The 20,286-nt window shown below is 35.3% G+C and carries 11 protein-coding genes and 1 pseudogene; 4 read left to right on the top strand and 8 right to left on the bottom strand.

The genetic code is table 11. The features are described 5' to 3' along the window. Nucleotides 1-340 precede the first annotated feature (340 nt). From OZD63_RS01175 to OZD63_RS01185, 3 genes and pseudogenes are all read left to right on the top strand, one after another. A complete protein-coding gene (locus OZD63_RS01175) occupies nt 341-1,894 on the top strand; it encodes a Mur ligase family protein (protein ID WP_275007890.1) in 1,554 nt (517 codons plus the stop codon). Nucleotides 1,895-1,900: 6 nt separating this feature from the next. Continuing rightward, nucleotides 1,901-2,491 carry a COQ9 family protein gene (locus OZD63_RS01180; RefSeq protein ID WP_274979506.1) on the top strand — a complete coding sequence of 197 codons (591 nt, stop codon included), beginning with the start codon at nt 1,901-1,903 and terminating at the stop codon, nt 2,489-2,491. 22 nt (nt 2,492-2,513) lie between these two features. Continuing rightward, a pseudogene (locus OZD63_RS01185) lies at nt 2,514-2,828 on the top strand (hypothetical protein); the annotation flags it as partial. Here the strand turns inward: OZD63_RS01185 and rsmD are convergent. The 8 genes from rsmD to OZD63_RS01225 form a co-directional block, all read right to left on the bottom strand. Next, the gene (rsmD, locus tag OZD63_RS01190; RefSeq protein ID WP_182319544.1) at nt 2,786-3,334 is read right to left on the bottom strand and encodes a 16S rRNA (guanine(966)-N(2))-methyltransferase RsmD; all 549 of its coding nucleotides are present in this window, start codon (nt 3,332-3,334) and stop codon (nt 2,786-2,788) included. The pseudogene OZD63_RS01185 and the gene rsmD overlap by 43 nt on opposite strands. A gap of 122 nt (nt 3,335-3,456) precedes the next feature. Further along, on the bottom strand, nt 3,457-4,089 hold the full coding sequence (locus OZD63_RS01195) for a WD_0853 family protein (RefSeq protein WP_274979504.1): 633 nt from the start codon (nt 4,087-4,089) through the stop codon (nt 3,457-3,459). Next, on the bottom strand, nt 4,079-7,759 hold the full coding sequence (locus OZD63_RS01200) for a type IV secretion system protein (RefSeq protein WP_275007892.1): 3,681 nt from the start codon (nt 7,757-7,759) through the stop codon (nt 4,079-4,081). Before OZD63_RS01200 ends, OZD63_RS01195 begins: the two co-directional genes overlap by 11 nt. Nucleotides 7,760-7,848: 89 nt before the next feature. Next, nucleotides 7,849-10,830, bottom strand: a complete 2,982-nt coding sequence (locus OZD63_RS01205; protein WP_275007894.1) for a TrbL/VirB6 family protein — start codon at nt 10,828-10,830, stop codon at nt 7,849-7,851. Further along, nucleotides 10,827-13,211, bottom strand: a complete 2,385-nt coding sequence (locus tag OZD63_RS01210; RefSeq protein WP_275007896.1) for a TrbL/VirB6 family protein — start codon at nt 13,209-13,211, stop codon at nt 10,827-10,829. Before OZD63_RS01210 ends, OZD63_RS01205 begins: the two co-directional genes overlap by 4 nt. 9 nt (nt 13,212-13,220) lie before the next feature. Beyond that, a complete protein-coding gene (locus tag OZD63_RS01215; protein WP_275007898.1) occupies nt 13,221-15,785 on the bottom strand; it encodes a TrbL/VirB6 family protein in 2,565 nt (854 codons plus the stop codon). Next, a complete protein-coding gene (locus OZD63_RS01220) occupies nt 15,778-18,183 on the bottom strand; it encodes a VirB4 family type IV secretion/conjugal transfer ATPase (RefSeq protein ID WP_274979499.1) in 2,406 nt (801 codons plus the stop codon). Before OZD63_RS01220 ends, OZD63_RS01215 begins: the two co-directional genes overlap by 8 nt. Before the next feature lie 9 nt (nt 18,184-18,192). Beyond that, nucleotides 18,193-18,489 (bottom strand): type IV secretion system protein VirB3, encoded by a 297-nt coding sequence (locus OZD63_RS01225; RefSeq protein ID WP_007548615.1) that lies wholly within the window; start codon nt 18,487-18,489, stop codon nt 18,193-18,195. Nucleotides 18,490-18,597: 108 nt separating this feature from the next. Here OZD63_RS01225 and OZD63_RS01230 point away from each other — a divergent pair, with 108 nt between their 5' ends. Next, nucleotides 18,598-20,133: a lysine--tRNA ligase gene (locus OZD63_RS01230; protein ID WP_275007900.1), complete on the top strand. Its 1,536-nt coding sequence runs from the start codon at nt 18,598-18,600 to the stop codon at nt 20,131-20,133. Nucleotides 20,134-20,286: the final 153 nt, after the last annotated feature.

Raw genomic sequence — 20,286 nt, forward strand, 5'->3', positions numbered from 1 at the left:
CAAAAGAAACCCTAGGGTAGCTAATTATTCACTATCCATTTTTTAAGTTGGCGTTTTTTTATGTTTTAAATGCTTTATAAGCGCATTTTAGCCTATATTAGGTAAAAACCTAGAAATTTTATAAAGACATAAGGTGCACATAGTGCAAAAAATTAAACATGAGACGCCAGATACGTGAGTTTTTTTGTCATTTAATCTGTACAGAGAAGATAAATAAATAGCTTCAGTTTCATGATAAGGGGACTGGCGGAGGGTGTCAAGTAAGTTTTTTCGTTTCTATTGAATGACAGTTGTGACCTATGCAAGAAGTCTGTTGTAATTTGTACGATATCTTTATAAAATGGTTCGCATAAGTTATCTAGCAGTGCAACTAAACAAATACAAAAATCAAAACGTCGCGGTTTTTGGTCTTGGTAAAACTGGTTTATCCGCCATTAACGCTCTAACAAAGAGTGGTGCAAGAATATATGCATGGGATGATCATGAAGAGCAAATAGCAAATGCAAAAATGATGTATAAAAAATGTAATTTTATTCATCCCAAGGAATACAATTGGCATGAGATCAGTGCATTGGTTTTAAGCCCTGGAGTGCCAACAGAGCCACATTGGATAGTAAAACTTGCAAGGAGATTTGATTGCAAAATAAAATCAGACATTGAGCTATTTCTTGAAGCTAAAACTACGAACCAGAAGGTAATAGGCGTCACAGGAACAAATGGTAAATCAACCACTACATCACTAATAGGGCACATATTAAAATCTGCAGGGAAAAAAGTAGCTATTGGTGGAAATTTAGGCGTTCCTGTTTTGGATCTAGAAAGAGATGCAGAAATTTATGTAATCGAACTCTCCTCTTTTCAATTGGAGTTGATGAATGAAATTAACGTGGACATTTCAGCACTGCTCAATATTACACCAGATCACATAGATAGGCATGGAAGTATGGAGAACTACATAGCAACTAAATTAAAACTGATAAACGGTAGTGAGGTTGCCGTAATAGGATGTGACAATGAGATTACTGCTGATATATTCAACAAATTCACTGGAGACAAAATTCCAATCTCAGTAACATATTCGCCGATGTCATTCCAGCGCGTGACGCTGGAATCCAGAAAAGAAAAACCATTGCCAACTACTCAGATGACAGAGGGTGGTGCAAGAGATCTAATATCATTGGCAGGTAACAATTTGCTTGATTATAGTGAACAGATTACTGGTATAGATCGAAATTGTCTGGATCCCAGTGTCAGCTACTTGGATGACAAAAGGGGCACTGGGATCCAGAAGATCTCGTTAAAACTAGAGAATCATAGCTTATCAGTAAGCGACGTGAAAATAAACCTAATATCCAACGCAGAAAACATAGCAGCCACATATGCCGTATGTAAGGTACTTGGAGTAGATAGCAACACTATTATCAATGGAATCAAGTCCTTTTCAGGACTGAGGCATAGGAATGAACTGCTTGGCAAAATAAGAAATGTGTTTTTCGTGAACGATAGCAAAGCAACTAATGCAAAATCGAGCGAAAAGGCGATCTTATCTTATGAAAACATAAATTGGATCGCTGGTGGAAGAAGCAAAAAAGGTGGAATAGAATCATTAAGCAAGCATTTTACAAGGGTTAGAAAAGCTTTTCTTATTGGAGAATCAACCGAAGCTTTTGCAAATGTTATGGAGAATAAAGTAGATTATGTTAAATGTTGCAATCTAGAAGATGCATTCAGATTGGCTTTTGAAGAGGCCTTAAATAGCGCAGAAGAAGTAACAATATTACTTTCTCCCGCATGTGCTTCTTTTGATCAATGGAAAAATTTCGAGGAACGTGGTGAAGCATTTTGTAGAATGTTTGAAAATCTCAGGTACAATCACACATGCTGTTTAGTATGATGTTGCGTGGAACAAAAGTTAATAATAGATAAGCTAATTAGGGTTATTCCATTTGAAGGGATAAGCGATGAAACCCTATTAAGGGTGTGCACTGACCTTAATCTAGCTAATAGCTTTTGCAAATTTCAGAATGGAATATATAGCGCTTTGGAGCACATAGCAGAGGACTTAAATAGCTCAATGGAAGCTGAACTAAGGGATTCTAATTTAGAAGATATGAAAGTGCGAGAGCGAGTAAAGTTAGCCATTCAAATACGCCTTTCAAATTACGCTAAGCTACCAAATTATAGAGAACTTTTAAGAAATGTTTTATTATTCTCTGTATCACCAAAAAATACATATTTTTCTAGTAAACTTTTATACAGAACTGTTAGTGCGATTTGGTATGGCATTTATGACCAATCAACAGATTTTAACTACTATACAAAAAGAGCAATATTAGCTGGAGTGTACTTAAGTACGATACTTTTTTTTATCAATGATTATTCAGAAGATTTTGTGGATACTTTATCGTTTCTTGATAACCGTATCAACAATGTCATGACATTTCAAAAATTCAAAACTCGCTTAAAAGGAATCATAGGAAATTTCTTATAAGCTATTGATTGTTGGTAGAAAAGTACTTGAGCACGATCCTGAAAAGGTTTGTGAAAATAAAAATATTCATGCTGATCATAAAGAACATTTAGTTTATCGTGAGGATAATAATGGTACAACAAAACACACCAGTTACGAAGAAAAAGAAAATAAATTTATTGAAGAAGCACATGAATATTTAATAGACTCTGAATTTAATAAAAATTTTGATCTAGGGCAGTACAGAATAAGTAATTTCTCCGGAAACTTGACGAAAATAGAACTGGAACTCATCAATGAAAAGTATATGCAAGTTCAAGTTAATAGAGAAAGAAAAATTATTCTCGCTATACCGTAGGTGCGTTCCAAGATTATACTGAAGTTTTTATTGCACTCAAAATCTTCGTTTTTCCTAATCTCTAGAATTATCAATGCATCATCACTTAACCAGCCTGAGTGAGCTAGTCCATTCAACGTTGATTCAACTAGATTGCTATTGTAAGGTGGGTCTATAAAAACTACATCGCACTTTGAAATAGGTTGTGGCAATTTGTTAGCACTACAACAAATTAGCGTGACATTGTTCGTAATTCCAAAATCTTCTGCTGTTTTTTTAGGCAGTTGCAAATTGTAATAATCTGAATCCACCATGAATGCATGTTTAGCGCCGCGAGAAAGCGCTTCAAATGAAAAAGAACCACTACCACAGAATAAATCAAGTACATTCAAGTTATAAATAGGTTTTCTTGAGGAAAGCATATTAAATATTGCTTCTCGGACAATACTCATAGTTGGCCGTGCAGCTAAATGCTTACCTGTAGTTATTTTTCTTCCGCGATATTTGCCTGCAATGATGCGTAGCATATTAAATAAGCTCCAAAATAACTAATGATTTATACTATATGATTAATGTCAATATGGCTTTAGCAGTTTAATAGAGAGAAGCTATCGAGTCGCTTGTAAGAAAAACACAAACACAAGACTCATCAGTTATCTTTTTCTGATTTGCCTGCTGCATTAATTGCTTGACCAATCTCATCTTGTAAATCATCATGATCATTTTTTTCATCATGATTTAGCCCTTCAATTCTGCTTTCTAACTCTAACTTAATTATAGCATTGATTTTATCTATATTATCAAGAAAGCCTCTACATTCTTCTTTACTATACTCTTTACCAGATGCCTTTTTTTCGATAAATAGACTTTTAAACTCTGTAAGATCAGAATTTTGATCGGTATTTAGTACAACATTTCTCTCTATGAAGCTAAGATCTGATAGCAATAAACTAACCTCCAATAGCTCTTCACTTTTAATGTTTGCAAGATTATCAAGATTGTCTAAAATATTGGACATCTTAAGCCTTTCTTGTGCAATCTCTTTGTCTTCCTTATCAAATTCAGACAATAAACCACGATTACCTACAAATTTCTCACTCAAAGCTTTATTCAACTTAGCAAAATTGACATCCTTGTCAAGTGATGTGTTATCCCGCAACAAGTCTACCCTTGCCCTACGCGCATTTAAAACGTCGTCGTAGTCATTTAACTTTATGTTGCCATCTTTGTCTTGCTGCAATTTATAATAATCAAGGCCTTTGAAATTTTTATTAGTCTTCATCTTCAATCCTCTTCTCATCTCCTTTTGCATCTGGTTTCCTCATTGGTTCCGGTAATTTCCTTTTACTGTCTTCTCGATTTCTTTTTTCCTCTCTTTCAGCACGTTTTTTTATAGCTTCCTGGGTATTCATTTCAAAAAGTGCCCTAACGTACTCTTCTGGATTTTTTGGTTCTTTAAATAAAGGCTTAAGATTATAAACTTCGTCTTTTCGATCTCTTTCTCCTTTTCTTCTAGCTCTTTCAGCACGTTTTTCTACAGCTTCTGGAGTGTTCATTTCAAAAAGTGGTGAGAGGTTGTAAACTTTATCTTGATTTCTTCTGCCTTCTCTTTCAGCACGTTTTTCCATACCTTCAAAAGCAGATCCAAAATCATCAATTTCATCTGAAACTTTTGGTTCCGTGCCTAAATTTCGTGTCACTTCATTTGATTGATCAGGCTTATCTTCTTCTGTTGGCTGATCATGCTGTAGTTGATTAGGCTTGTCTTCTTGTTCTGTGCTTAGTTCTCGTACTACCTTATCTGGCTGACCTCCCCCTCGTAGTCGAAGAGGGTCGCCTTCTTCTAGTGGCTGATCATGGTTATCTCTTACTAGTTCCGTGCCTAACTCTCGTTCTACCTTATTTGATTGATCAGGATTGTCTTTTTCTGGTTCTCTCTTACGGCCGATAGTGTAATCATGAAGCTTCTCTAAGAAATCTCGCCTATATTCTTTTGCTCTATAGAGTAGGTTATGATCATAGCCATGCTTTCCTATAGAGTCAAGACCATGCTCCCAAGTAAACTTCATAGCATCTTCTATTGTATAGCCCAAATGTGATCCTACGTATCCTTTATAATAATCTAAATATTTACCGATCCTTCTGTGTATAATATCTTCCTTATCAACTCCAAATGCCCTGTAAATTTTTTCCTCGAGCTTATCAACATCATTTTCAGGCGATGTTGCAAGCTTCGTTGCTTCAATAGTAGCACCTACAAATTTACGTGGCACATCAATAGCGTATTTCAGCACTCCTCCAACCCTTGGTATCCTACCCAGTAGATTAGCTGTACCTCCGGCTAATCTATCCGGTAAATGAGTAGCCCAATTACGTAAAGATTCTAGTTTTCCACCAATTGCGTCTTGCCAATAATGCTGTTTTAATCCTTCCATTATGCCAACCAAAGGCGATGCTTCATACATTCTAGATATATTGTAAACGCTGAATCCACCACCAGCTATACTTGAGCCCATTTGTTGTACGAACTCGCGTAAGGAGAGCATTAAAAATGAAAGCAAGAATAACACAAAGATTTCCCCTGCATTGATTAAATAACCTCTCTGTATGTCTTGCACCCTTTGGTAATCACTATTTTCTTGATAGTTTCTATTTACCTTATAAAAATTCTGTGATTGGCAGCTCCCATCTTGTCTAATTATATCTTGCACTAAAGACTTTATTTCACTTTTTAAACTTGGCTGTAGAATTACTTTTTCTATGATTTCCTTGTAATTAGTACACCTGCTTTCATTTCCTGGCTGCTTACAATAGATTTCTGTCTTTTTACTTATATTATTAATCAATAATAAGATATCAGCTTTTTCTGATGCATGGGATAAACTATTTGTTAAACGCACTAAATCTTTTACACTACAGCTATTATCTACTACCATATCACTTTCTGCAATATAGTGGTCTGCTGGATTCTCTTTAGTACCAGGAATTGGGTTAAAGAAAGGATAATCTATATAACGAAACCCTTTTTCAATGTAATCCGGTGGAAGCGGGATATATCCAGCACCACCAGTAAATTTTATTGTACCACCTTCTCTGCTTATCTTTTCTATACCTTCTATACTTTTATCTATGTTAAGAGAAGAAGCTTCTCCAAGAGTGTAAGGTACGAAAATTTGCCCTGGAGTCCAACCAAAGTACTGCTTATCAACGATACAAAAACCGCCAAACACCCATTTTGGAGCACATAACTTTACCTCGAACCATTTATTGTAGCATACAGTAAAACCTAGTTGTCTATAAAAGGTGTTCATTATCATTGAAGCCAACAATGACAAGAGAGTAAATATCATAATCGATTGTAAACAAAAACTGATGCAGAATTTTATCCAACCTTCAAATAGACTTTTCAGCGGTGAAAATAAAATAGAAATTAGAAACAGTGGCATGATAGCTATAAGAAAAGCTATACCCATAAAGCCAGAGAGAAATATTATGTAAGCATACAAGCACAACAAGAAGTATAGTACAATCCCTATGAAAATTGCCGGTATCATAAGAAGGCTTGCCCACATTTGGTAATGTAAAAACGCTGCAAACTTTTTCCAAACAGAATAAGCAAAAAATTTATTGAACATGTCCTCCATGAAGCTAAACAACTTAGCTTCATCTCCTTGAGCAATACTTCCGGTGTTCATGTTGGGAGCAAAGTTAGTAATTACACTTATCAATTGTTCAAGACCTTTAACGAATAAAACAAGAAAATGATCATAGAAAAATCTAAAACTTCCAGGAGATATAAGCACTATTACTAGAGTGATTTTCATCATTCTGATGAGCATATCATGCTTAGTTTCTCGTATCATGCCAAAAAGATAAAGAAGCGATGAAATCATTACAAATAGAACAAGCAAGGAAAGAACAAAATTGTGAAAGCTCGTACCTTTTTCAGCTATATTTTCGAACATAGCTTGTGCAACTGCAGGATCATTGCTATTAAAATGTTCTTTGCAATTTTCGTTAATCAATAATACACATTTTAGATAGTTATAAATGTAATCAAAAAACCCAAAACTACTTGGCTGCTGCACTCCACTTAAGAACTCAAAAGAGTAGCCACCTACACTATCTAAGTAATATCTATCTAATATTTTTACATATATTTTCCATCCCTTTTTTAACTTCAACTCATTACAATTTCTGTCCTTTAATTTAGTGTTATCTCTGTCTAAAGTAAAAAATCCATTGTCGCCCTCTGCTGTGGAGTTATAACCTAGATGTACAGTAGGATATTGAGGATCGCGCATTAACTTTAGATTTTCGTTAGGATCATCTTTCCCCGTTTGAAACAAAAGATAAGCACCATGACCGTTGGTAAACCAACATGGAGCACCACGTGATACTGTATTTGCGCTATCATCTTCATTGATGCACTTGCAATTTACAGTGCAACTTGCATTAGGCTTACTTGAAAATTTTTGTATGCTAGGTTTATAATCATTACAAACTAAGTGAAAATTAGGTAAACTATTATCACTTTGTTTACCTTCAAATTTAGTTGCATATTTTAACTGCTCCAAGCTTTGTAAGGTATAACTGCCTTTTTTAGATTCCTTCTTGTTATTATTACTCCAAGATGTCCATGCACCATTAACTCGCACTTTTAAACTATCTCCATTGGTTTCGAGTCCGGTATCCTCCCACTTCACCACTTGGTTATGGTGAAAACCATAATTAATTTCGCCAGTTTCAGGATCAATAACTTCTCCATCTCCTGGAATAAACGCATCGTGGTCGCTTGAAAAATGAGCGCTTACTGCAATAGGTTTAGGACCAAAATAGTCAGCAGATATACACCTTGGAAAAGGCATATCGTTTTTACTACAACCTGTGATCAGCACATAAGCTGCAAGAAGTAATACCCTAAACCAACATTTGCCTAAACGTGATTGCATATCTAAACTTTTTCCAAATACAGAATAAATTTCTAAAACTTTACTTAAAATATCTTTTTAATTAGTTACTCCATAATATCATTTATATCTTACTCCTCTCCATTTTCTTCCTTGTTTTTAGCTTTAGCACTAGGATCACTTCTTATTGTTTCATCAGAATTTTTTTGCTGATCTGATTGTTTTAATGTTTGAGGTCTATCACTCGTTGTTTTATCAGAACTTCCTTTAGAATCTTCTTTTTTGTCTGGTTGCTTTGGCGTGTTAGGTAATTTAGCCTCAATTTTTCCCCGATCTTTACTCATTTTCTGCTTGATACTCTGTATCATACTTTGGGTCTTATCATCAAGGCCAACGGTTGACAGCATAGCTTGCGATGCGCTCTTAGCAACTGTACCAACACCGCCAGTAACTCCATAACCAGAGCTAAATAGTGTTTGTACCATAGTTTCCGATATAGAAACAAAAGCTTCCATTGCACCGGCAATAATGAGGTATATAAACGCCTGGATTAGGTCTATAGGTAATGCTGCAAAGTGCCCACCAGCCCTTTCTCCGGTACTGAGTGCAACATCAACATTAGTGCCAGGACTGTATCCAAGAGGCAGTATTGATTTCATCAGGCATAGATCATACGATAAGAAATTTATGCTAATTAAACATTGATAGCATGCAGAAAAATTTGTGAGGTTATATAAAACTGAATACATCAACTGATTTAAAAGAGATAAAGATGAAAATAAAATGACTGGTTCTAATGAAACATGAGCCAACGTTTTTATCCAGTTATCAAACAAGGGTTTAGTCTGTTGAAATAAAATAAACACGATAAACAAAGGTGTTAATGACAGTAAAAACGCTACTAGAACAGTAGATATCACATATTTAAACGTAGCGCTAATAATGCATTTTAAGAACATAAAAGTAGCATAGAGTATTGCCAAAAATGCAATAAAGCCAAAAGGACCAGAGAGCATCAACGATAAAAACTTTAGCCAAGTTTCTGTTGTGAATAATACTCCTGCTGTTAAGTCTAAGAATGCAAATTTTCTCTCCCCTTCCCCTATATAGCCAGAAAAGCTATCAACTAAATAAGTGCTGCCATCTACAAAAAGTCTGGATAAAGTTGTACCAAAGAGTTCCCAGCTTCTATCGCTAAAGGCAAAAGCTATAAATGCTATCTTGAACATTCTTACAATAAAATCAAATTTACTTAGCTGTATTGTTCCAAACATATAGCCAAAGACAGTAAATATAACGTATAGAGTAAGCAAAGCTCTTACCCCCTGAAGAAGGCCTTTTATATATCCTTTATATGAATCTTTAACGCTGTCACCAATTACTTCTTCTTTCGTAAACTTAAATATCTCGTTTATATTCGATGAAATAAAATCATTAATTTTTCTTTTAACAAATAAAGTTACACTATACTTATTGTTTTCGTAATATTTGCCATTTTTATCTGTAATGTCATCTCTCTCTACGTTACTTACATCGATACCGAAATATATCTTCTTAGACTCCTCGTTCTGAAAGTGTTCTCCGCTTATTACATCTAATATGGTGTACTCATCTTTTCCGTCTACTCTTTCTCTCACTCCTACCACTTTAAAATCATTAGTTCCCACACCATGCAAATCTTTAGGTGGCTCATCACCTAAATATACATATAATTTTTCGCCATTAATATATTCACATGATCTAGTCACTTTAACATGGTACCCACCTCTATTAGCTCCATAGTGACCATAATCTGCAATGGCAAGCATCACACTGCTACCAGGTGTTACACTTCCTATTGGATAGTCATGATTTAATTTTAAGGAAAAATCTTCAAAATTATCACTGATTTTTGAGCATACTAGTTTATCATTTTTCTCCTTTCCTGCTTCTCCTCTTTTTGGAAGACATTGAATACCTTTAGCATCGCCCTTCATATCATTACGCTTGCCTTCAGAAATACTTGCATCACCTGGATCGCTTATTTTTGCAACAAGAGCCTCAGCCCAAGATTTATCATCTTCAGTAAAACTACCTGCTTTAACATTCCCTTCCATTTTTTCTAGATAAGAATACATATCACATTTATTTCCTTTATCGTACTTCTTATACCTTATAGAGGAGACACAGTTCCGTTCTCCTGCTTGATCTAAACCATAGTTCCATATACCCTTCTCAGTATAGCATATATTTTGATGGTAACAGTTAAGCTCATAGGAGGAGTACTTTTTTCTCTCATCAAGACTACAGTTTTTTCCATCACATAACTCGTTCAATCCTATTTTAGCGCGGCGTAAATCAAGTAGTGAACCATATACCCATGGTTCGTTGTCTTGAATATAACCTTTATTAAAATGCACCTTATTATCATATGGGGTATACCCATTGCCAACTAGCACTTTGCTTTCCTTTGCTTTTGTTTTATCAAGAGGTAAAAATTGTATTTTATTTTTTGTACCATCTTTACCATCACAAAAAAACTCTCCCCCCTGATGTACTTCACTCACTGTAGCTTTCTTATATACAGTTTCCTTACGGTCATTTTCTGCAGCTTTATAACAATTGTCATCAAAATTGATGCCTTTCCCTTCTGGATTGTCGTAATCAATTGTTATTTTTCTGGGAACTAAGCTGAAGCTTAACTTGTCACCAGGATTTACTTTAATTCCAGTGTCCACATAACGTCTATTGCTGCCAAATCCTTTGCCACCACATAGTTCGTTTTTACTTTCATTAACACCATAATTGTTAGGTACACTATTAATATCCGCAGCCTTACTATAATTCGGTTCTGAGCCATCAGCACAAAAGCTAGCTGGCACAAGTACTTTCCTTGGATTTTTGTCTTCTTTAAAAGGGCAAAAATTTACTGATCCATCGAGGGTGAATTTGATTTTCTCACCCTGACTAATTACCTGACCAGAATCAACCCAATGAATTTTATCGGCTTCACGAACTGGAACATCCACATTAACGCTGGTGTTTTTGCTCTGCAACCCAGGCTCGACACAATCCATATTACAACCAGTGATTGCAAGACACAGTATCAACAATAGTGATCTTTTACTTATCATTGCTGTCTTCCTTGTGGTATCTGAGGCGTTGACCTTTGAGTCCCTTGTGGTATTTGAGGTCTTGACGTACCTGACTGTTGAGAGGCATCTCCTCTTTCTCTTCTTTGAACGCTTTGTTCATCTAACCCTACTCCTCCCATTAAGCTTTGTTGATACTGTCTTCCAGGTTCGCTCGCTACATAAGCACCAAACAACGAGTCAGATATTGCCGAAGAAGCTTCAACTAAAGCTTTCATAGCGTGTCCCAAAATAACAAAAGCCATCATAGCGGTAATATTAGGTGTATATTTGGAAGCATAACCATAAAAAATACAAGGGTTAAAAATCTTTAGGTTAATATTAAGTATACATGTAGAGCAGACCTCAAAATCAAATACTGAATACACAATATAATCCATAACCTGACTTATCAGTGATATAAAAATTAAAAGGACCACTGGATGAATTGCAAATCTTGCTAAATTTTTAACCCAGTTTTGAAACATCTGCCTAGTATACGCAAATAAAAGACAAATAATAAAAATAGGTGCTAAAGAAAGTAATAACGCAACTATTGCTATAGATGTAATAAAAGAAAATAAGGCATTAAAAATAGATAAGCTCACTGTGATTAAACCCCAAATCACCAAGCAAAAAGATACAATGCCCAAAGGGCCAGAAAATATAAGAGATACTATTAACAATACTGAATGCGATGACAAGAACCTATTGAGCGGCAAATCAAGAAACTCAAAAACATTTGAAGTAGTGCCTCTAAAATTTGCTATTTCTATTAGTTGTTTTGGAGTGTTAATAAATATAGAGAATGCGTTGTTATAAAAAAAGTCCCAGCTATTATCCTGCAATAGCTGGGCGATGATTCCTATCTTTACGCATATAATTAAAAACTCATATATAGAAATATGAGTTAATCCAAAAAAGTAATAAAGAGTATATAAGATTATATATAGTACTAATAGTGATATTATAGTAGATCTAATGGTATTTGTTCTGCTTGATTTTATAAAACTTTCGTAAAGAGACTTCACAGGACTAGTATCAGAGTGAATTGCGTTAGGGTCTTTATAATTAGAGCCGAAAAATGCAGTTTTCACTTTTTCATCAAAGAAATTATATATTGCACTAAAAGTTTTTGTAGGTGGCTCTTTAGTTGTTAGGTTAATACTAAACTGACCTTCATTTTTGTAATCGCAGCCATGGTCTCTTATTCCGTAATATATGGTGCCTGTTTTGTCTTTTAATTTTCCTTTCAAGTTTTCCATGTCATGAACTTTGCTGATATCTACAGATATATCCGCTTGATTTTCACCAGGCTTATGCTCAGGGAATTTATCGGAAACACTTATATACAAGCTATTTTCCAGACTATGGTTCTTCGTTACTCTTATGTTGAACCCGCCTTTGTCATTTGTATTGTAGCAGCTCTTGTCATTTCTGCTACATAGACTAAAAGTTAAACTTGGTATTTGATGGTCATTCTCCATCTTATGATCACAACTAGTACATAAACCACCACCTGGAATGTGTTCAAGAGTTTCATTATCCATACCAACTTTTAGAAATGTAATGTCAGTTTTTACCTGTTTTCCCTTTAATACGTTACTAATAATTTCAGCAACAACAGATTCACCACTAGAATTTAAAGCATTGAATAGCTCAATTTCTATATTATTATATTCAATATACACGCAATCCTCGCCTCTACGACCAGAAGAAAATTTACATATACGTCTACAGAGTGAATTTAAAATGTGCGTATCTATCTTACTTGCACTGCTCTCTGAAAGCTTGCTGCAATCTATATTCTCTCCTTGTTTTATAGAGTTAATAATATTTTCAATTTCCTTTTTTCTTTCATCTTGATCTAACTTCGAAAACCAGTACTCTCTTCCACTCAACCATTGCGCATCGCCTATTATATATTTATTAGGACATATCCCATCCTTGCCACCTTGGCATTTCTCTTGATTTAAAACATGTGCAAAATGTTCCGTTTCTTGCTCGCTACACTTTTCGTCGATTTTCAAATACCTGATTTTTGTCTCACTCTCTTTATCTTTACACACTTTACTTCCAATCACACTAAAGCTTATCGTATCGCCTTTTTTAAGCGCAAATGGTAATGCAACGTCATTTCTCCCAGGCCCAATTGCAAAATCTGCATACTGCTTAGGACAAAAATTAACCTTACTAGGCACTATATCAATCTCTGTTACTCTTATTCTATCTGAAATATTAACACCAGAATCAACCCATTTCTGCTCTGTTGACACTATATCTAGTTTTTCACGCAAACCTGATAAATTTTCTGGCTTAATACAGTGATGTTCCCCGCAGCCTGACAGAAAAAAAAACGGTATTATCAGCAAAAATTTTAGCATAAATCCAACTCATTCAGTGCTTTTGCTAACACTCTCGGAGCTACTAGAACCAGAACCTCGAGATTTACTCTTGTCTCCACCACTCAACTTCTTAGCAGCAGCACCAGCAACTCCAGCAACACCCCCAGCAGCAGCTTTGGCAGCAGATAAAGCTTTGCCCACCATTTGTCCAGGTGTCCGACCTGAGCCAAGTGCTGCTCTATGGTTACCAGCAAGTTCAGCAGCCATGCCAGGAAGAATGTTTAAAAAGTGGTAAAAGAGGAATAATACTAAACACAATTTTAATAATTCTCCGATGAGAGAGCTGCCAAACTCCATGTATGTAAAGTCGAATAGACCAAGTATGCTGCTCTTTTTAAAGCTATAATTTTGCATCATACATGCAAGAGTAGTTTCATTTTTATCACATTCCCCATCTTTCAATTTAAACCACTGTTTTTTCTTACTATATGAGATTTCTGCTTGTTTCTTTTCATATGACTTGTCCGGTTGTTCATTTTTATATGACTCGTCCAGTTCAAAATTTAAATTTTTAAAATAGATTTTATCACATGCTATGAACATAAAGGACAAAAACGCAAAAAGGATAACCTGGTATAAGCTATAGGTAATCAACTCTTTCACCCAGCCTTCAAAATATCCTTTGGTGTGTTGGAATAAAACCATAGGAATGAACAAAGGTGATAAAATGATGATTACACTTAAAGCAACTAGAGATAAAATAAATACATAGCACAGCCACAAAATAACCATCATCATCAGAACGGCCATAAATATACAGACAAGAGCTACTAAAATTTGTCCACCAGCAAAAATAATACCGATTACCGAACCTGCAACTAATAAGACAGGAGCAGCACCAAGCAAGACTGCTAACGTTGCAACACCTCCAGTACCAATTTTGCCACCAATTCCATCTAAAGGGGCACCTAAATAAAATAAAATTCTACAATCAAGCCTATCCCAAGGTGCAAGATAACTGTAAGATACCCTCTTTCCTGCACGAGTATATTCATAATCTGTACCTGCTTTATAATTACATATGCCTTTACTTTCAGATGATGCTTTTAGCACTATCTCTGACAAACCATTTGAGAGACGAGTTAATTCTCCATAATAATGAGACACGGTACTGCCTGTTGTGAAGTAAATCACTAAAGCGAATTTTATGATCAACATATACATTTCTTGAGGCCTCTGAACTCCACCAGACATGGCTTTTATAGAGAACAGTATTAAAGCTAAAACTAAAACAGCAGTTACAGTGTTTTTCAGCCTTTTCTGTGCTACAGATATAAAACTCTCACCATTTGGTGCACCTTTACCTGCAACTAAATTATCTAACGATTCCTTAATGCATTGCACTATCATAGAAGTTGCGGGAATAGGAGCTAATGATTTACTCCCTGCCTGGTTATAACAAGCTTCAGAAACATACGAGCTAAAACAGCCAGCATTATCATAACCTACAAAAATTTTCCCCCCTTGTCCGTTGAGTCTTTTTTCTTTAGATCTGATAATAGTTTTATAGTCATCATTATTACCAATAGGAACTTTTTCCTCTCCTGTACCATCTTTATTTTTGAATATCATCACAGATTTTTCACACATAGGAGCAAGTGGGTCAGGTGGCAATTCCGTGCACCCCATATCAACCCCTTGCGGCCAAGGAGTCATTTCGATACCAAGCATTTTCACACTTGCTAACTCCACACATAATCTGCCCATTTTTCTTACTGCTTTAAATGTAGCTCCATGTATGGGTTCGCTCTGTCCTGCTTTGAGAACTTTACATTTCAGCTCACCATCAACCTTCGGGGACCATGACCCATCTACATATCCAGTATCTTTCTCCCTGACATCAAAATCTATGTATCCAGTTTCTTTTCTGAAATCAAAGTCTTTCTTGTTAAAAAGATTACCAAAAGTTAAAGGGTTTCGATGACACACTTCTATATATTCACTGTATTGCACACCGTTTTTTGGCCAGTAATAACTCTCTGTACTCTCCTGAACGTTAGAATTTAAGGCTTCTTTTTCTGCTCTTTTCCCGTCATAATCTTTTTTGTTCACGTCTTCCCGAGCTTTATTTTGCAAACAAGAAAAATATTCCTCTTCTGTTTGGTAATTTTCATTGGTGCAGCCACTATAACCTGTGTCTTCTAATTTAAAATTTTTGTATTTTCCATCATGATCACGTGCAACTGGGTGTTTAACAAAACTATGTTCACAAACAACAAGCCCTCCTATCGCTTTCCAGACTCCAACAATTGCAGCTATCATTCCAACAATAACAAGAGCGGTAAACAAACCAGCAGAAGAAACGATCAAAACAATGCCAGTAAATATTGCGCCAACAGCAATCGCTATTCCAGCAAGTGCTGCAGCTGTTTTAAACGCTCCACAATCAGGATTAGAGGCACGACTAAAACTGCCAGTGGAATTAAATCTGCTAACAAATTCTGTCTTGTCAGTACCACTTACTCCATCTGCAAGCACTGGATATGAGAGTAAAAAGTCTATATTTAGTAAAAATATCGCAATTAATAGCAATGACAGCTTAGTCTTAAACATTTTTTACCTTCTGATAAAATATAGGCAACCATACTTTTGGGTTGTCCCCAACTTCATTTAATATATCGTGTAACAATAGAACACTTTCTGCACGTCCGGATAATACGTTGATTATATCATCCAGGCCTTTTAAGTCTATTCTAGCTACTACAGCATTAACTCCTTGTTTCACCAAAAAGAATCTAGTACTTGGATCTGTGTGCTTAATTAATATATACTCACGTTCAGTTAACATAAAAACATCCCGATAGACACTAGTAGCTTTCAGATTTGGTAAAAAAATCTGTGTCGCTGTTTGTTGTACAAGCGTATCGCTAATAGCACTTTTACTTGCATCCTCAACACTCTGAGTAGCAAAAATCACAAAAGCATTTAGTTTTCTCAGTACCTTCAACCAGTCTTTTATCTTGGGTGCAAAAACTGGATTATCTATTAACGCCCATGCCTCATCAAGAACGATAATAGATGGAGTACCATCAAGAGATATACTAATCCTATGAAATAAATAAATCAAGACCGGTCCAAGAGCAACAGGATCTTTGAGCAAGCTAGCCATCTCAAAACCAAATACTCTTGCTCGTGAAAAATCTAGCAAATCTTCTTTATTGTCAAATATTGCAGCATGAGAACCATTATCATGCCACATAGATATTGCCCCAGCTAGAGTATCAGGACCTGCAAGCCCTAAAAACGGTACGAGGTTTCTCAAGAATCTGTCTTCTTTTCTTAATTTAAAATTCCCTTCAATTGCATCATTAATTCGTGCAATATCTTCTGAAGTAAATTTATCATTATATACCGAAATTAAAGACTTTATCCACTCCATTAAAAATGTTCTATTATCAGAGGTATCATCAAGTTGTAAAGGATTAAAATTTGTTTTAGTTCTTGGTTCTATTACAGTATAGATACCACTAAGTGCTCTTAAGAAAATCTCTGCACCGCGATCTTTATCAAAAAAGAATATCCTTGGAGAAAACTTCATCGCTTGGGCACACAGGAAATTCATTAAAACAGTTTTACCAGCACCAGTTGGGCCAATTATCATAGTGTGTCCAACATCCCTTATATGAAAGTTGAAAAAAAATGGAGTACCAGATGTCGTGTCAAAAACTGTAACGGCATCTCCCCAGTGGTTATTGAATTTATTACCAGTAGGATAATTATGTTGAGATGCAAATCCAGCCAAATTAAGACTACTTATTGTAGCTTTTCTCACTATATAATCGAAATTACCAGGAATTTGCGCCCAAAATGCTGGTTCAAGGTTAACTCTCTCACGTATAGGGTAAACACCGCAATTAGAAAGCTCTGATTCTACCAACGACAGAGCGTTATCCAATGATTTAGGACTTTTTTCTATACATAAAATAGTCAGGTGATGTTGACCAAACGCAATCTTACCACTCATTGCGTCATCAAGCGCTTGAGAAATTTCTGCTATTTGAGAAATAGCTTTATCTGCAGACTGTATCATTCGATTTTGCTGTATCTGCATTTTTCCAATCGCCATTTGCCTGTTTATAAATTGAAAAGATTGCGTAATTATAAACTCGTAAGGAAGTTGTAAAAACGAATCAAGCATTCCTGCAGAAGTATGATTTCCATATTCTTTGATACTAATTATTCCAGCATATTTACTCTCATTATGAGTCACAACCTGTATCATCTTACGGCCAAAGAATAACCTATATACTGGTAAGTATCTTGATATTTCAGTTCTTAGCGGAAAAAGCGTATTTGTAACGAAGCCACAATTTACGATTCTAGATAGAAACTCCATTATTTCGCAGAACAAACCATCTGGAGTTTCTTTTACTCCAAGAATTTTAGGCGAATAATTTCTAAGGCTTGTCACTACACGATTTGTCGTTTCCTCTAAATCTTCATACGTGGCACGTATATCACTTTCCCAAGCATGTTTTGAAGTTACATGTCCGAATTTTTTTAGTAGATGTGACAAAAATTCTACTCCTTTTGTGTCCGCTCTACGGATAATCGTAATGTATAGGTCATTAATAAATGATTGCCTTGTTGCGTGTTTTTCTCTCCATTTTAGATTTACGTGATTAGCGAAAAAATTCGGCAAACCTTGACTTGCAAATTCATCAGAAAAAATATTTTTCTTACGTCTGATAGTATGAAAATACAAACTAAATGCCGGAGATGAAATGCTTCTTAGCATCTGATTCCTGATGTTGTTCTGTATAACTAAATCCTCGTCATCGGCGGTTTCAAATGCAAAGCCACTTAATTTTATAACCTTAACCAACCAATTTTCTTTTGTCATCAAGGTTGTGCTATTCCAATAGCAAGAATAAGGAATAAATTCAGCAGCGTGAACTTCCCTGCTCAGAGTAGATTTATTCTTTGATTGAACAGCCCTAAACCTCAGCATCACACAACGTTAAGCAATATCATAAGAATTGGCTCCATGATAAAAACGATTTAAACATTTCGAGCACTTTCCCAATTTTACCATAAATAATTCAATAAACAACGGTTCTTTTGCAGAAGCTATATAACCAAGTCCATGTATACCTGGTAACATTAAGAGAATCACTCTTAAATCATTTGAATTAATGAAAATTAGCATGCAAATCAGGACGTTTAATATTGCAAACATATAACTCACACCAAAGAGCATTGCAGGTCTTGTAAGACCTTTAAATAATTGATCTGTTTGTATACTACCTGTGGACATATCTTTAACCTTCTAATAATAGCTCTAACACTAATACTATACCATTATATTAAAAATCCATTGAAACTAGTAGCACTTTAAGTTAAGGTGCATTATTTAATCCCGATAATGACAAGTTGGCCATTTCAAGAAGCAGAAAAAATATTGCAAGAGTTTCCTAATAAAAAAGAAATAATATTTGAAACTGGTTATGGACCCTCTGGTTTACCCCACATAGGAACCTTTGGAGAGGTTTTCCGCACTACAGTTATTGTAAATGCATTAAAAAAAATAGCTCCTGGTATAAAAACCAAAATCATTGCAGTTTCAGATGATATGGATGGTTTGCGAAAAATACCAGATAATGTGCCAAATCAAGAGATGCTAAGAGAGCACTTAAATAAACCATTGACTATGATACCTGATCCATTTGGCACTCATCAGAGTTATGGTCATCATATGAATTCATTGTTGTGTAAATTTCTTGATATGTTTGAATTTGAATACGAGTTCAGGAGTGCAACAGAGTGTTATAAATCTGGCGTTTACGATGAAAAACTTTTACTCTTACTGAAAAATTATGATAAAGTGATGGACGTAATGCTTCCATCATTTCGGGAAGAAAGACAGCAGACTTATAGTCCATTCTTGCCAATATGCCCAAAAACTTCTCAAGTTTTACAAGTTCCAGTAATTGAAACAAATACAGAGAAAGGAACAATCACATATGAAGACCCAAACGGGGAAAAAATAGAAGTTCCAGTGACAAAAGGAAAATGTAAACTGCAATGGAAACCTGATTGGGGAATGAGGTGGGCCGCATTTGGAGTAAATTACGAAGCTCACGGAAAAGATTTAACTCCATCTGCTGTGCTTTCAAGTCAAATATGTGAAATACTTGGAGAAAAGCCACCACTTCTGTTTTGCTACGAGCTTTTCCTTGATAAAGAAGGAAAGAAAATATCAAAATCAAAAGGAAATGGCATTTCAATTGAAGAGTGGCTAACTTACGCACCAACAGAGAGCTTAGCATTGTACATTTTTCAGAGTCCTAAAAAAGCTAAACGTTTATATTTTGATGTGGTACCAAAATCAACTGATGAATATTTAGAATTTGTAAAGCGTTATCATGAGAACAAAGAAAAGGATATAAATAATCCTGCTTGGCACATTCACCAGGGCAATGTTCCCAGTATAGAAACTTCAGGCACAAATTTCTCACTACTTTTAAACCTAGCAGCAGCGTGTAATGCTGAAAACAAAGAGATCCTATGGGGTTTTATATCCTCTTATGCACCAAACGTTACACCAGAAAATAATAAAATGCTTGATAGACTTTCAGACTTTGCAGTAAAGTATTATCACGATTTTATCAAGCCAACAAAATCATATAAAACTCCAAATGAAAAAGAAAAAGCAGCGTTACTAGATTTGAAGGACACTTTACATTCTCTATCTACAACTGCTACTGCTGAAGAAATTCAATCTCAGGTATTTTCTATTGGAAAAAAATATGATTACACCAACTTACGTGACTGGTTTCAGCTATTATATGAAACGTTACTTGGCCAAAAAACCGGTCCAAGAATGGGATCTTTCATAAAGCTTTACGGAATAGGTAATACGATTTCTCTCATAGAAAGCGCTACTAAATGTATACTTTAGAGTTTACCTCCTTTCATTTGAGCTCTTTAGTTTTAATAAGAATTCCTTGACAAACTCCGCTAGCCCCCTTATCATGAAACTGAAGCTGTTGTATTTGCTTTCGCCAATCTGCAGATTAAAAGGTAAGGATTACTTAATGTATCGGCGTCTTAT

This window comes from Wolbachia endosymbiont of Drosophila leontia, assembly GCF_028981785.1.
Taxonomy (GTDB): Bacteria; Pseudomonadota; Alphaproteobacteria; order Rickettsiales; family Anaplasmataceae; genus Wolbachia; species Wolbachia pipientis.

What these genes read in the sequence shown, in the direction of transcription:
- OZD63_RS01175 (WP_275007890.1), top strand. Translation starts at nt 341, where the DNA reads ATGGTTCGCATAAGTTATCTAGCAGTGCAACTAAACAAATACAAAAAT.
- rsmD (WP_182319544.1), bottom strand. Translation starts at nt 3,334, where the DNA reads ATGCTACGCATCATTGCAGGCAAATATCGCGGAAGAAAAATAACTACA.
- OZD63_RS01195 (WP_274979504.1), bottom strand. Translation starts at nt 4,089, where the DNA reads ATGAAGACTAATAAAAATTTCAAAGGCCTTGATTATTATAAATTGCAG.
- OZD63_RS01200 (WP_275007892.1), bottom strand. Translation starts at nt 7,759, where the DNA reads ATGCAATCACGTTTAGGCAAATGTTGGTTTAGGGTATTACTTCTTGCA.
- OZD63_RS01205 (WP_275007894.1), bottom strand. Translation starts at nt 10,830, where the DNA reads ATGATAAGTAAAAGATCACTATTGTTGATACTGTGTCTTGCAATCACT.
- OZD63_RS01210 (WP_275007896.1), bottom strand. Translation starts at nt 13,211, where the DNA reads ATGCTAAAATTTTTGCTGATAATACCGTTTTTTTTTCTGTCAGGCTGC.
- OZD63_RS01215 (WP_275007898.1), bottom strand. Translation starts at nt 15,785, where the DNA reads ATGTTTAAGACTAAGCTGTCATTGCTATTAATTGCGATATTTTTACTA.
- OZD63_RS01220 (WP_274979499.1), bottom strand. Translation starts at nt 18,183, where the DNA reads ATGCTGAGGTTTAGGGCTGTTCAATCAAAGAATAAATCTACTCTGAGC.
- OZD63_RS01225 (WP_007548615.1), bottom strand. Translation starts at nt 18,489, where the DNA reads ATGTCCACAGGTAGTATACAAACAGATCAATTATTTAAAGGTCTTACA.
- OZD63_RS01230 (WP_275007900.1), top strand. Translation starts at nt 18,598, where the DNA reads ATGACAAGTTGGCCATTTCAAGAAGCAGAAAAAATATTGCAAGAGTTT.